The organism is Lentzea sp. NPDC059081, from assembly GCF_042738015.1.
In the GTDB taxonomy this organism is placed as follows: domain Bacteria; phylum Actinomycetota; class Actinomycetes; order Mycobacteriales; family Pseudonocardiaceae; genus Lentzea.
The window spans coordinates 22,870-35,571 of the sequence record NZ_JBHYGW010000002.1 but is presented as its reverse complement, the minus strand read 5'-3'; the positions used below and the strand labels follow the sequence as shown (position 1 = coordinate 35,571).

Annotated in this window: 12 protein-coding genes and 2 tRNA genes; 4 read left to right on the top strand and 10 right to left on the bottom strand. The window is 68.1% G+C overall.

The annotated features are described in order from the left end of the window. Positions 1-2 precede the first annotated feature (2 nt). The 5 genes from smpB to ACFWV3_RS04570 form a co-directional block, all read right to left on the bottom strand. The gene (gene smpB / locus ACFWV3_RS04590) at positions 3-479 is read right to left on the bottom strand and encodes an SsrA-binding protein SmpB (RefSeq protein ID WP_330851032.1); all 477 of its coding nucleotides are present in this window, start codon (positions 477-479) and stop codon (positions 3-5) included. Positions 480-509: 30 nt separating this feature from the next. After that, positions 510-1,412: a permease-like cell division protein FtsX gene (ftsX, locus tag ACFWV3_RS04585; RefSeq protein WP_382408244.1), complete on the bottom strand. Its 903-nt coding sequence runs from the start codon at positions 1,410-1,412 to the stop codon at positions 510-512. Positions 1,413-1,453: 41 nt separating this feature from the next. Then, positions 1,454-2,143 (bottom strand): cell division ATP-binding protein FtsE, encoded by a 690-nt coding sequence (gene ftsE, locus ACFWV3_RS04580; protein ID WP_086666930.1) that lies wholly within the window; start codon positions 2,141-2,143, stop codon positions 1,454-1,456. Positions 2,144-2,318: 175 nt separating this feature from the next. Further along, complete coding sequence (gene prfB, locus ACFWV3_RS04575) at positions 2,319-3,422, bottom strand: peptide chain release factor 2 (RefSeq protein WP_382408241.1); 1,104 nt, start codon at positions 3,420-3,422, stop codon at positions 2,319-2,321. Between the two features lie 60 nt (positions 3,423-3,482). Then, entirely contained in the window at positions 3,483-3,983 is a 501-nt protein-coding gene (locus tag ACFWV3_RS04570) for a PadR family transcriptional regulator (protein WP_089921819.1), read from the bottom strand. A 382-nt stretch (positions 3,984-4,365) separates the two neighbouring features. Between ACFWV3_RS04570 and ACFWV3_RS04565 the strand changes: the two genes are divergently transcribed. Then, positions 4,366-4,569, top strand: a complete 204-nt coding sequence (locus ACFWV3_RS04565; protein ID WP_330851035.1) for a hypothetical protein — start codon at positions 4,366-4,368, stop codon at positions 4,567-4,569. Positions 4,570-4,630: 61 nt separating this feature from the next. Here ACFWV3_RS04565 and ACFWV3_RS04560 read toward each other — a convergent pair. The 3 genes from ACFWV3_RS04560 to ACFWV3_RS04550 form a co-directional block, all read right to left on the bottom strand. After that, a tRNA-Met gene (locus ACFWV3_RS04560) sits at positions 4,631-4,704 on the bottom strand. A 220-nt stretch (positions 4,705-4,924) separates the two neighbouring features. Next, positions 4,925-4,998 (bottom strand) — tRNA-Met (locus ACFWV3_RS04555). Between the two features lie 51 nt (positions 4,999-5,049). Next, the gene (locus ACFWV3_RS04550) at positions 5,050-8,058 is read right to left on the bottom strand and encodes a UPF0182 family protein (protein WP_382408238.1); all 3,009 of its coding nucleotides are present in this window, start codon (positions 8,056-8,058) and stop codon (positions 5,050-5,052) included. A gap of 94 nt (positions 8,059-8,152) precedes the next feature. On the opposite strand from ACFWV3_RS04550, the gene ACFWV3_RS04545 reads away from it, so the two are divergent. Continuing rightward, positions 8,153-8,692, top strand: a complete 540-nt coding sequence (locus ACFWV3_RS04545) for a PPA1309 family protein (RefSeq protein ID WP_382408236.1) — start codon at positions 8,153-8,155, stop codon at positions 8,690-8,692. Between the two features lie 551 nt (positions 8,693-9,243). Here ACFWV3_RS04545 and ACFWV3_RS04540 read toward each other — a convergent pair. Next, a complete protein-coding gene (locus ACFWV3_RS04540) occupies positions 9,244-10,323 on the bottom strand; it encodes a PDZ domain-containing protein (RefSeq protein ID WP_382408234.1) in 1,080 nt (359 codons plus the stop codon). Between the two features lie 44 nt (positions 10,324-10,367). On the opposite strand from ACFWV3_RS04540, the gene ACFWV3_RS04535 reads away from it, so the two are divergent. After that, a complete protein-coding gene (locus ACFWV3_RS04535) occupies positions 10,368-11,711 on the top strand; it encodes a zinc-dependent metalloprotease (RefSeq protein WP_382408232.1) in 1,344 nt (447 codons plus the stop codon). 73 nt (positions 11,712-11,784) lie between these two features. Here ACFWV3_RS04535 and ACFWV3_RS04530 read toward each other — a convergent pair whose 3' ends face one another. After that, positions 11,785-12,312 carry a M48 family metallopeptidase gene (locus ACFWV3_RS04530; RefSeq protein ID WP_382408230.1) on the bottom strand — a complete coding sequence of 176 codons (528 nt, stop codon included), beginning with the start codon at positions 12,310-12,312 and terminating at the stop codon, positions 11,785-11,787. A gap of 195 nt (positions 12,313-12,507) precedes the next feature. On the opposite strand from ACFWV3_RS04530, the gene ACFWV3_RS04525 reads away from it, so the two are divergent. Further along, complete coding sequence (locus ACFWV3_RS04525) at positions 12,508-12,663, top strand: DUF5679 domain-containing protein (RefSeq protein WP_176946781.1); 156 nt, start codon at positions 12,508-12,510, stop codon at positions 12,661-12,663. The last annotated feature ends 39 nt before the right edge of the window (positions 12,664-12,702 follow it).

Genomic DNA, 12,702 nt, shown 5'->3' with positions numbered 1-12,702 from the left:
CATCAGTAGCGACCCTTGAGGGCCCGTCCGTGCGCTCGGGCGATCTCGCGGTTGGCGTCGCGCTTCGCGATGTCCTGGCGCTTGTCGTAGGCCTTCTTGCCCTTCGCGAGGGCGATCTCGACCTTGACGTAGCCGTCCTTGAAGTACATCTGCAGCGGGACGAGCGACAGACCGGACTCCTTGGTCTTGCCGATCAGCCGTTCGATCTCCGCCTTGTGCAGCAGGAGCTTGCGCTTGCGCCGGACCTCGTGGTTCGTCCAGGTGCCCGCGACGTACTCCGGGATGTGCAGCGCGTGCAACCAGATCTCACCGTCGTCGACCTGGGCGAAGGCGTCCACCAGGGACGCCCGTCCCATGCGCAGGCTCTTCACCTCGGTGCCGACGAGCTGAATGCCCGCCTCGTAGGTGTCGAGAATGGCCCAGTCGTGCCGAGCCTTGCGGTTCGACGCGATGACCTTCTGCCCGCGTTCCTTGACCATGGCGACAACCTTACGTGGTCGTCAAAACCGTTAAAGCCGCACGTAGAGGCGAAGTGTCACGTAGCCGGTGGTCGCCGAGATGACGATGGCGACGAGGAACAGCCACGGCGACACGATCAGGATGTCCAGGTACCCCGTCGGCGGGATGATGCCCGACTCCGTGAGGTTCCTGGTGATCCGGTCGAGGAAGAACGCCTTGAACAGCACCAGACCGGCGACCGCGGTGACCGAGCCGATGATGCCCGCGACGACCGCCTCGATGAGGAACGGCAGCTGCGTGTACCACCGGGTCGCGCCGACCAGGCGCATGATGCCGACCTCGACGCGGCGCGTGAACGCCGACACCTGGATGGTGTTCGAGATCAGCAGCAGTGCGGCGAACGCCTGGATGAGCGCGAGGATCAGGGCGACGTCGCGCATGCCGTTCAGGCCGTCGAAGAACCGCTCGAGGAACTTGCCCTGGTCGTCGACCGCCTTCACGCCGGGCTTGCCCTCGAAGGCCTGCCGGATGACGTCGGTGCGCTCGGGGTCCTCCAGCTTCACGCGGAACGTGGCGGGGATCGCCTCGGGGCGCGCGAGCTTGAGCAGCTCGGGCTGGGCCTCGAAGATGCGCTTGAAGCGCTCGAAGCCGTCGTCGCGGTTCTGGAAGACCACGGACTCGACGCCGGAGGTCTGCTCCAGCGCGGAGCGCAGGCCGGAGCACGGCTGCTGCGTGCAGTCCTTGTCGTTCGCGCTGACGTCGTTCGTCAGCAACACCGAGACCTCGAGCTTGCCCGCGTAGTTGGCCTGCATCTTGTCGACCATGCGGACGACGAGCAGGCCACCGCCGAGCAGCGCGAGCGAGATGGCGGTCGTGAGGATCATCGCGATCGTCATCGTGACGTTCCGGCGAAGTCCGGTGACGACCTCGCTGAACACGAAGCTGGTACGCATCGGGGGCGGGGTTTCCTTGGGGGTCGGGGATCTAGGAGCGCTTAGCGGCCAACGCCGTAAACGCCGCGCGCGTCATCACGGACGACCTTGCCGTACGCCAGCTCTACGACGCGTCGGCGCATCGAGTCGACGATGCCGTGGTCGTGGGTGGCCATGATGACGGTCGTGCCGGTGCGGTTGATCCGCTCCAGCAGCAACATGATGTCCTGGCTCGTGTCGGGGTCCAGGTTTCCGGTCGGCTCGTCGGCGATCAGCACCAGCGGCCGGTTCACGAACGCACGGGCGATCGCGACGCGCTGCTGCTCACCACCGGACAGCTCGGTGGGGAACCGGTCCTCCTTGCCGTCGAGGCCGACGAGCTGCAGCACCTCCGGCACCACCTTGACGATGGTGTTGCGGGGCTTGCCGATGACCTCGAGCGCGAAGGCGACGTTCTCGGCGACCGTCTTCGTGGGCAGAAGACGGAAGTCCTGGAACACGCAGCCGATGGACTGACGCAGGCGGGGGACCCTGCGCCGCGACATCTTCGCGACGTCGAAGTTGGAGACGTAGACGCGTCCCCTGGTCGGCACCTCTTCGCGCAGCAGCAGGCGCAGGAACGTCGACTTGCCGGACCCGGAGGGCCCGATCAGGAAGACGAACTCGCCCTTCTCCATCTCGACGGACACGTCGTCGAGCGCGGGACGCGTGGAGGTCTTGTAGACCTTGGAAACGTGTTCGAGACGAATCACGAGGCGCGAGTCTACTCATGGCCGGGGTAAAGCCCCCGTTCCGGTTACTTCGCGCACCGGAAGGGCGGTCTTCGAGCTCCACGGGGCGTGGCCGGAGCACCACGACGGGGAGAAGAAAAGGGCACGTTCGGGGCCATCTGACCGCCGAACGTGCCCTTCGCCTCAGATCAGGTCCCTAGCCCTGCTGGGACTGCTTGCGCCACCGGATGCCGGCCTCGAGGAAGTCGTCGATCTCGCCGTCGAGCACCGCCGACGGGTTGCCGACCTCGTGGTTGTTCCGCAGGTCCTTGACCATCTGGTACGGGTGCAGCACGTAGGAGCGCATCTGGTTGCCCCAGCTCGAACCGGAGTCCTTGAGCGCGTCCATCTTCGCCTGCTCCTCCTGCCGGCGGCGCTCGAGCAGCTTCGCCTGCAGGACGTTCATGGCCGTGGCCTTGTTCTGCAGCTGCGAGCGCTCGTTCTGGCAGGACACCACGATGCCGGTCGGGATGTGCGTGAGGCGCACCGCCGAGTCGGTCGTGTTGACGCCCTGGCCGCCGGGACCGGACGAGCGGTAGACGTCGACGCGCAGGTCCTTCTCGTCGATCTCGACGTGGTCGGTCTGCTCGACGACGGGCACGACCTCGACACCGGCGAACGACGTCTGGCGGCGGCCCTGGTTGTCGAACGGCGAAATGCGCACGAGCCGGTGCGTGCCCTGCTCGACGCTCAGCGTGCCGTAGGCGTAGGGGGCGCTGACGCGGAAGGTCGCGGACTTGATGCCCGCCTCTTCGGCGTAGGACGTGTCGAACACGTCGACGCCGTAGTTGTGGCGCTCGGCCCAGCGCGAGTACATGCGCAGCAGCATCTCGGCGAAGTCCGCGGCGTCGACGCCACCGGCCTCGGCGCGGATGGTGATGAGGGCGTTGCGCTCGTCGTACTCGCCGGACAGCAGCGTGCGCACTTCCAGCGACGCGATCTCCTCGCGCAGCTTGGCGCGGTCGTTGTCCGCATCGGCCGCCGCGTCCGCGTCCTCGGCCTCCTCCGCGAGCTCGTAGAGCAGCGGCAGGTCGTCGAGGCGCTCGCGAAGACCGGTCACGCGGCGCAGCTCACCCTGCTTGTGGGACAGCTGGCTGGTGACCTTCTGCGCCTTCTCCTGGTCGTCCCAGAGGTCGGGGCGGGCCGCCTGCTCCTCCAGGTCCGCGACAGCGGCGCGCAACGCATCGAGGTCCAGCACCGCCTCGATACTCGAAAGAGTGGCGGAGAGGTCCTTGATGTCTGCTTCGACGTCCGGGTTCACGCAAAAAGATTACGCCAGCACCGGTCGTCGTCGCCGACCGGTGCTTCGCTGGCGTCCCCTTTAAGCCGTGGGGATGGCGTCGAGCAGCTTGAGAACGGCCTTCGCGTGGGCGAGACCGAACTCGGCCACCGCCTTGGCGTAGGGGTCCTCCGCCGTCTTGGCCGCGCTCTTCGCGCTCTCCTGCTCCTGACCGTACGTCGTGCGTGCGGTCGTGATCAGGGACTCGCGCTGCTTCGCGGTCAACGAGCCGGCGTGCACGAGGCGCAGGATGAGCGGGCTGCGCAGGTGGTCCGGGCCGGGCTCGGACAGCAGCCAGTTCTTGAAGGCCTTCTTGCCCGCCGCCGTCAGCACGTACTGCTGGCTGGACCGCGGTCCCTGCTTGCCGAGGCGCAGCAGGCCTTGGTCAGCCAGCGCGGGAAGTTCGCGGTACACCTGGGAGCGGGTCACGCTGAAGAACGCGCCGAAGCGGTCTCCGGCCTCCGCCACCAACTGGCCACCGGTCTTGGGTCCGTCGTGCAGCAGCCCGAGCAGGGCGGCTGCGGTCGCATTCAGGTCTGACACAACGACAACGTTCCCACGTCTGGGGGAAGCTGTCCACAATGGTCAGCCGTTCTGTCCACTGTGGCTGATCACCGGGCTAGTCTGATGGGCCATGCGGAGCAACGAAAAGTCTCGCTGAGTAAGCGGCAGTTTTCTCAGCTCACGCGTTTGGCCGCTTGACCGTCCGTGTCCATCCCGGATGGAAAAAGCCTTTCGCAGAAACGAAAGTCCCCCGCCCTCACTCGATCGGCGGTACGGCTCTCACCGGCCGGAGCCACCCGAATGGACGGACGGGGCCTCCCGTCGCACGACCCGGTGATGTCCGCGCGGACCCCTTTCCCACGCCTGGCGAACGAGGAAAATGATCACTGCCAGGCGGAGCGAGACTCGGAGGTCGGGGACGTTGAAGAACATCAAGTGGCTGGACCACAAGAAGGTGGCCGCGCACACGAGGGCGTGGATGACCGGAGGCATCCCGGAACAGGCCGGCAAGGACGAGTGCATGGTGTGCGGCAAGCAGATCCGCAAGCACCGCACGGTCAACGGAGAGGGCCGCATCTGCTCGAGCATGCTGTGCGCCCAGTACTGGGCGGAGAACATGACCTGAAACCGGGAGCACCGGGAAAAAGCAGAAGGCCGGAGCCTGATGGCTCCGGCCTTCTGTCTAGTAGCGGGGACAGGATTTGAACCTGCGACCTCTGGGTTATGAGCCCAGCGAGCTACCGAGCTGCTCCACCCCGCGCCGCTTCTAGCTTGTCTTGCTGTTGTAGGTAGAACTATACACGCGCCGAAAACCGCTTTTTCACCACCCCCTCTTAACCGTGTTCCCGCAGCTGGAAGGCCATACGAACGCCACCCGACGACCATCGCAGCCGAGGCGAGGTCACCGGTGTCGCGATGACCGAACTCAGTTGCCGAAAAGCAAGAAGCCCGGAACCTGATGATTCCGGGCTTCTGCCTTGTAGCGGGGACAGGATTTGAACCTGCGACCTCTGGGTTATGAGCCCAGCGAGCTACCGAGCTGCTCCACCCCGCGTCGGTAATTAGAACCTTACGCGGGGCGGAGCGACTAATGCAAATCGGGAGGTCAGCCCGACGGTGTGGGGCTCGGCACAACCGACGACTGGCTCGTCGCCGGCGCCGCTCCCGCACCGGTGTTGTACTGCTTGAACCGCTTCGACGCCTCGTCCAGCTTCGCGTACGCCTGGCCGAGCTCGGTGAAGTTGCTGCTCGCCTGCGCCCGCTTGATGTCGGCCAGCGCCGCGTCGATGTCGTTGATCGCCTTCTGCAGCTCGGGGCTGAGCGTCCCGCCGGCGGGAGGCGTCGACGGCGGCGTGGACGGCTGGCTGGTGTTGCCGTTGCCGTTGTTGTCGCTCGGCGGCGGCACGACCGAGCCGGCACCGCTGAGCACCTGGTCGAGCGCCTCGTTCAACGTGGACGCGTAGCCGACCCGGTCGCCGTACCAGACGAGGACCTTGGACAGCTGCGGGTACGACGTGTTGTTCGACGCGCGTTCGATGTAGACGGGTTCGACGTACAGCAGCGCGCCGCCCAGCGGGAGCGTGAGCAGGTTGCCGTAGACGACGGTCGTCTTCTGCTGGGTCAGCAGGTTGAGCTCACGGCTGACGTTGTCGGACGTGAGGAACTGCGTCTGGATCTGCTGCGGACCCTTCGCGTCCTGGTTGAGCTGCAGAACGCTGATCTTCCCGTAGTTGTCCGGATCGGATCCGACCGAGACGTGCGCCGCCATGAACTCCCGGTTCTCGCGCACGAGCGGGCTGGTCAGCTGGAAGCGGACCTTGCTCGGGTCGCTCGGGTCGCCGGCGAGGACGTAGAACGGCGGCTGGGCGTCGCGGCGCTTGCTCGCCGCGTCGCGCTGGGCGTCGGCCGTCGTCACGTTGTCGATCGTCGGGTCCTGCGGCGGTGCCCAGTAGGCGACACCGGAGTAGAAGTCCGACGGCGACGACACGTGGTACTTCGACAGGATCTGCCGCTGCACCTTGAACAGGTCCTCGGGGTAGCGGAAGTGCTCGCGCAGCTCGTCGGAGATCTCGCTGCCCGGCTTCACCGTGCCGGGGAAGACGCCCATCCACGCCTTGAGGACCGGGTCCTTGTCGTCGATCTGGTACAGGCTGACCGTGCCGTCGTAGGCGTCCACAGTGGCCTTGACAGAGTTGCGGATGTAGTTGACGGGCTTGTTGGCCTGCGAGATCACCACGCCGTCCGCGGTGAGCGAGTCGTTCGTCGCGTCACCGAGCTGCGTGCGCTGCGCGTACGGGTAGTTCTCCAGCGTCGTGTAGCCGTCGACGATCCACGTGATGCGGCCGTTGACGACGGCGGGGTACGGGTCGCTGTCCACGGTCAGCCACGGCGCCACGGCCTGCACGCGGTCGCGCGGGGTGCGCTTGAACAGGATCTTCGAGTCGTCGGCGATCGACTGGTTGAAGAGGATGTTCCGCTCGCCGTAGTACGCCGCGAACGCCAGCTTGTCGACCAGGCTGCCGATCGGGACGCCACCGCTGCCGGTGTAGGTGTAGGACTTGGCGTCGGTGTCGTACTCGGCCGCCGCGCCCTCGGGCCTGCCGCCGACGATCGAGTAGTCGTTGGTGCCGAACAGCTCGCCGAAGTACGTGCGGGGCTGGTCGACCTTGATGCCCTTCTGGTCGTTGCCGACCTCGCCGTTGGACTTGACCTCACCGGTCTTGAAGTCCGGGTAGCCGCCGTTGGTCTCGTCGGCGACCGCGTTGACCTTGTTCGCCTCGGCGTAGACGAAGCCGTTGCCGTGGGTGTAGATGAGGTGCTGGTTGATCCAGTCCCGCTGGCCCTGCGGCAGGCTGTCGAGCTTCAGCTCGCGCACCGCGACGATGTAGTCGCGCAGCTTTCCGTCCACTGTGTACCGGTCGACGTCGAGCTTGTTCGGGAACCCGTAGAACGGCCTCAGCTGCTGGAACTGCGTGAAGGTCCGCGACAGCACGGCCGGGTCGAGCAGGCGGATGTTGCCCAGGGTCGCCGCGTCGTTGGTCTTGATCTGGTCGTTGCTGACGTTCTGCTTGCCGTCGTAGGGCTTCGTCTCGACCTTGTCCTCGGTCAGCCCGAACGACTGCCGTGTCGCCGCGATGTTGCGTTTGATCGACTCGGCTTCCTTCTGGATGGCGTTCGGCTTGACCGAGAACTGCTCCAGCACCGCGGGCCACGCGGCGCCGACGAGCACGCTCGACAGCACCAGCAGCACGGTCGCGATGGCGGGCAGCTGCACGTTGCGCATGAACGCGCCCGCGAAGAACGCCACGGCGCAGAACACCGCGATGCACAGCAGGATCAGCTTGGCCGGCAGCACCGCGTTGAGGTCGGTGTAGCTCGCGCCGACGAACTTCTCGTTCTCGTGCAGCAGCAGCTCGTACCGGTCGAAGAAGTACGCGACCGCCTTCAGCAGCACGAACGTGCCGGCGACGAGCGCCAGGTGCAGGCGCGCGGGCCCGGAGAGCTGGCCGCCGCGACCGGCCAGCCGGATGCCGCCGAACAGGTAGTGGGCGATCACCGCGCCGATGAACGACACCGCGGTCGCGATGAACAGCCACGACAGCAGCCACTCGTAGAACGGCAGCTTGAACGCGTAGAAGCCGATGTCGTGCCCGAACTGCGGGTCGGTCACGCCGAACGGCTGCGAGTTGAGGAAGAGCTGGATCTCCTGCCAGTTCGCCTGCGCCGACGCGCCCGCGATCAGCCCGACGAACACGGGGATGCCGATCGCGAACAACCGCATCCGCCGCATCACGACCGTGCGGTAGCGCGCCACCGGGTCGTCGGGACCCGAGACCGGCACGAAGACCGGCCGCGACCGGTACGCGAGGTACAGGTTCAGCGCGACGATGCCGCCGACGACGGCCCCGACGGCCACGAACAGCCCCAGCCGCGTGAGCAGCACGGTGCTGTAGACGTCGCGGAACTTCACCTCGCCGAACCACAGCCAGTTCACATAGGTGTCGAGCAGCCGCGATCCTGTGATGAGACCGAACAGGAGCACGACACCGACGATGAGCAGTATTCGGCTGCGCCGGGACAGTTTCGGCAGTCCGACCGGAGGCCGTGTGGCCACGTGGCACGCTCCTGGATCGCGGTAAATCGATACGTACGTTTAGTCCAACTCTACGGACGACGCCCTGGGTTCCCGTGAAGTCCGCAGTCTTACGATGACACGCGTGTCAGCGAGTGAAACGCCAGCGGTCATCCTCCCCACGGTCGCCCGTGAGGTTGAGCAGTTCGTAGCGTCCGGCGGCTGGGAGCAGCCACCGCAACTGTTCGCCCTAGTGGCCACCTCGGACCTGCTCACCCAGCAACCGGAGCTGGCCGACCAGCTCGACCCGGAGTCGAGCCCGCTGACCCCGATAGCCCAGGACGCCCTGGAGGGCGACCTCGGCGACGCGCTGGCGGGCATCGAGTGGCCCCCGGCCGTGACGGGGTGCGCCCTGGCCCAGGAGATCGTGGTCCTGCCCCCGGAGGCGGAGACCGAGCTGAGCCACGGCGAGCTGGACGACGAGGCCGCCCGCAGGTTCGCCGCGGAGCACCCCTCACGCCGCGAGGCGCGCCTGGTGGCCGCCGTGCTGCGCGACGGCTCCGTCTCCTGCGTGCTGAGGCTGCGCGGAACGGTCGAGGTGCCAGAGGAGGTCGTCGAGCACCCCGAGCTGGCGCCCAACCTCACCGACGCCCTGCTCGCCACGCTGCGGCCCTAGTCGTCACGTCCCCAGGCTGGCACAACCCCGGCACGCGACCGTGCCGGGGTTGTCATCTTGTTGCGCACTGTTCGCGGCGAGCGGACACCGGCCGGCCGCGCACGACGTGCCGGCGCGCCGCGCACCCGTGACCGAACGGCCTGAGTGGACGGCTCCACCCGGACCGCGGGACCGCGCCCGACCACCCGCGCAACCGCACGTTCCCGATCTTGTCGGACCCGCTGAGTACGTTGAAACGCAGGGGTTCCCAGCTCGGGGGTACCCCTGCGAAAGCGCGCCCGGACCCCCGCGCGCAGGCGTCAGCAGGCCGGCCAGCGGTGCCGTTCGCCTCGCTGAACAGCCGCGTCCGGACCCCAGCCGAGCGGTCCGCAAGCGGTCGTCGACCAAGCCGACCGGTTGACCCGCGCCCGTCTCGCCGTCGGCGATGCCGCCTCGCCGGCCGGCCGGACCCGCCCGCTGGCCGAGCCGGGCGCACCCGCCCCCGCCGATGAAGCCGAACGCAATCGGGGACCCCGTCGAGTGGCACGCGGGGTCCCCGAGGTCCGAGCCGGTCAGCAGCCCGGCGTCTCCTTGCCCGCGTTCAGCGCCTCCAGCGACGACACCGCGTCCTTGAGGTTCTCGACCTTGATCAGCTTGAGGTCCGAGGGCGCCTGCTGCTTCGCGTCCTGGCAGTTGGCCGCCGGCACGAGGAACGCGGTCGCGCCCGCCTCCTTGGCGGCGACCATCTTGAACGCGATGCCGCCGATGGGCTTCACCGTGCCGTCGCCCGCGATCTCGCCGGTGCCCGCGATGGCCTTGCCGCCGTTCAGCTCGCCCGGCGTCAGCTTGTCGACGATCGCCAGCGCGAAGATCAGGCCGGCCGAGGGGCCGCCGACGTCGGACAGGCTGATCTTGATCTTGAACGGCACGTCGGCGCGGTCGACGGGCGAGATGCCGATGAAGCCGGCGGGGCGGCCGTCGTCGCGGGTGCCGAGGGTGAGCTGGGTCGACTTCGAGGTGCCGTCCTTCTCGAACGCGACCTCGATCCGGTCACCGGGCTTGGTGTTCTCCAGGGCCGCGCTCACGTCGGCGGCGCTCTGCACCTGCTTGCCGTTGACCGAGATCATCCGCGCGCCGAGCGGGATGACGTTGTCGGCCGGGCTGCCCTTGGTGACCTGGTTCGCGATCACCTTGCCCGGATAGCCGAGGAAGTGCAACGCGGCGACCTCGGCGGAGGTCTGGGACTCGCTGAACGCGATCTCGTTGTTCTTCTGCACCTCCTCCTCCGACTCGCCGGGCTTGAAGAACTCCTCGCGCGGCGCCAGGGCGTAGCGGCCGGACAGCCACAGGCCGAGGGCGCCGAACAACGACACGTCGTCGGTGAGCGAGACCGTCGTCATGCGCAGGGTTCCGTTGGTGGGGAACGTGTTCTGGCCGTCCACCGCCACCACGTCGGTGTCCTTGACCTTGCCGAGCACGTCGTAGGTCGGGCCGGGGCCCAGCGCGACGTACGGGACTCTGGCGAAACCGCCGAGCAGTCCGAGTGCCGCCACCACGAGGAAGCTGATGACCAGCGTCCACGTCCGGCGGGTGAGTCCGCGCTCCCTCGGCGGGGGCGCTGGCGCGGGTGCGGTCGTGACGGTTTCACTCACGGCTGAACAGCGTACGACCATGTCGATCCGCGTACGGTAGAGGCATGAGTGACGTGCCGTTCGGGTTCAGCCCGCACGACCCCGATGACAAGAGCGGGAAGCCGGGAGACAACCCGTTCGACTTCAGCCAGCTCGGCAACATGCTGAGCCAGCTGGGCTCGATGCTGAGCAGCGCCGGGACGTCGAGCGGGCCGGTCAACTACGACCTCGCCAAGCAGATCGCGTTCCAGCAGCTGTCCTCGACCTCGACGACCATCGGGTTCGCGGCCGACCAGTCGAGCGCGGTCACCGACGCCGTGCACCTGGCCGAGATGTGGCTCGACCCGGTCACCTCACTGCCCGCCGGCAGCCGCACGACGCAGGCGTGGACCGCGCGCGACTGGATCGAGCGCACCATCCCGACGTGGCAGCGCCTCTGCGACCCGGTCGCGCAGCGCATGTCCGGCGCGTGGGTCGAAGCGATGCCCGCCGAGGCCAAGCAGGCGGCCGGCCCGCTGCTCGCGATGCTCGGCCAGATGGGCGGCATGGCGTTCGGCTCGCAGCTCGGCAACGCACTGGCGCAGCTCGGCTCCGAGGTGCTCACCTCCACCGACGTCGGCCTGCCGCTCGGTCCCGAGGGCACCGCGGCGCTGCTGCCCGCGAACATCGAGAAGTTCACCGAGGGCCTGGAGCGCCCGGCGTCCGAGGTGATGGTGTTCCTCGCCGCCCGCGAAGCCGCTCACCAGCGCCTCTTCACGCACGTGCCGTGGCTGCGGCAGCGCCTGCTCGACACCGTCGAGGAGTTCGCGAAGGGCATCAAGGTCGACACCTCCGCCCTCGAGCAGCTCGCCGGCCAGATCGACCCGTCGAACCCCGCCTCGATCGAGGAGGCCATGGGTTCCGGCCTGCTCGAACCGCAGACCACGCCGGAGCAGAAGGCGGCGCTGACCCGCCTCGAGACCCTGCTCGCCCTGGTCGAGGGCTGGGTGGACGTCGTAGTCGACGCCGCCGTGGCCGAACGCCTGCCCGGCGCCCCCGCCCTGCGCGAGACGCTGCGCCGCCGCCGTGCCTCCGGTGGCCCGGCCGAGCAGACGTTCGCGACGCTCGTGGGCCTGGAGCTGCGGCCGCGCAAGCTGCGGGCGGCCTCGGCCCTGTGGAAGCTCGTCGGCGACCAGCACGGCGTCGAGGTGCGCGACGGCATCTGGGAGCACGCCGAGCTCGTCCCGACCGCCGAGGACCTCGACGACCCGCTGGAGTTCGCCGAGCGCCTGACCAACACGCGCAAGGCGCTCGAGGACCCGATCGCCGAGCTGGAGCGCACCATGCGCGAGAGCGGCGAGAAGCCCGCCGAGACGGACAAGCCCGAGAACGACGAGCCCGAGGACGGCGGCAAGCCCCACGCGGGCTGACTCCTCCCGCTGGCGGACATGCGAAGAGCCCGGCGAGCACACCCTCGCCTGGGCTCTTCGCGTCGTGGTTCCGTCAGTCCTCGGAGATCCCCCAGCCTGCGGCGGCCGAGAGACCCTCCAGGTAACCCATGGCCCGCTCGGTCTTCTGGTAGCGGTGGACCCACTCCCAGAAGTCCTTGCCGTGCCCTGGCACGAGCAGGTGCGCGAGCTCGTGCACCAGCACGTAGTCGAGCACCCACGGCGGCACGTCGCGCAGCCGCTCGGACACCCTGATGGTGCCCTCGGTCGGCGTGCACGACGCCCAGCGCGTGCGCATGGGCGGCACCCAGCGCACGCTCACCGGGTCGGCGAGGGAGTCCAGGTAGCGCGCCGACAGCTCGGCACAGCGCGACATGAGCGCCTCGTCCGACGTGCGCGCAGGGGACTTCCTGCGCGTCTCACTGCGCTGGAGGCGGCTCAACATCTCCGCCACCCAGTGCTTCTCTTCCCCCTTGGTCATCCGTGCCGGCAGAAGGACGACGACTGTGTCGCCCTCCCGGTACGCGCTGACCATGCGACGGCGCCGGGAGCTCCGCCGCACCTCCACCCGCGGTTCGGCCATGCAGTCACCGTAAACGTCGGCACCGACAATTTTCCGCCCCCAACCGGCCGCAGGCGGGCACCCGGCGGGTGAAGTTCCACCGAACGGCGGCTGGACACGCGCGGGAACGACATGCGCGGGATCCGCACCTCGCGGAGGTACGGTCGCGCCAAGGTCCCCGAGTGTGTCCGCACTCACAACTGCAAGGGAGGGGCTGTGGCCGAGACCTACAACGGCTACTGCGTCAAGTGTCGGGAGAAGCGCGACTTCGACGGACAGGTCGAGGAAACCAACGGCCGGCGCATGGCGAAGGGCACCTGCCCAGTCTGCGGGACGAAGATGACGCGGATCCTCGGCAAGGCCAAGGTCTGACGTTTCCGCTGGCAGGGGGCCTCGCCCCCTGCCAGTCTC

What these genes read in the sequence shown, in the direction of transcription:
- smpB (WP_330851032.1), bottom strand. Translation starts at nt 479, where the DNA reads ATGGTCAAGGAACGCGGGCAGAAGGTCATCGCGTCGAACCGCAAGGCT.
- ftsX (WP_382408244.1), bottom strand. Translation starts at nt 1,412, where the DNA reads ATGCGTACCAGCTTCGTGTTCAGCGAGGTCGTCACCGGACTTCGCCGG.
- ACFWV3_RS04545 (WP_382408236.1), top strand. Translation starts at nt 8,153, where the DNA reads ATGACACGCGTGTCAGCGAGTGAAACGCCAGCGGTCATCCTCCCCACG.
- ACFWV3_RS04535 (WP_382408232.1), top strand. Translation starts at nt 10,368, where the DNA reads ATGAGTGACGTGCCGTTCGGGTTCAGCCCGCACGACCCCGATGACAAG.
- ACFWV3_RS04530 (WP_382408230.1), bottom strand. Translation starts at nt 12,312, where the DNA reads ATGGCCGAACCGCGGGTGGAGGTGCGGCGGAGCTCCCGGCGCCGTCGC.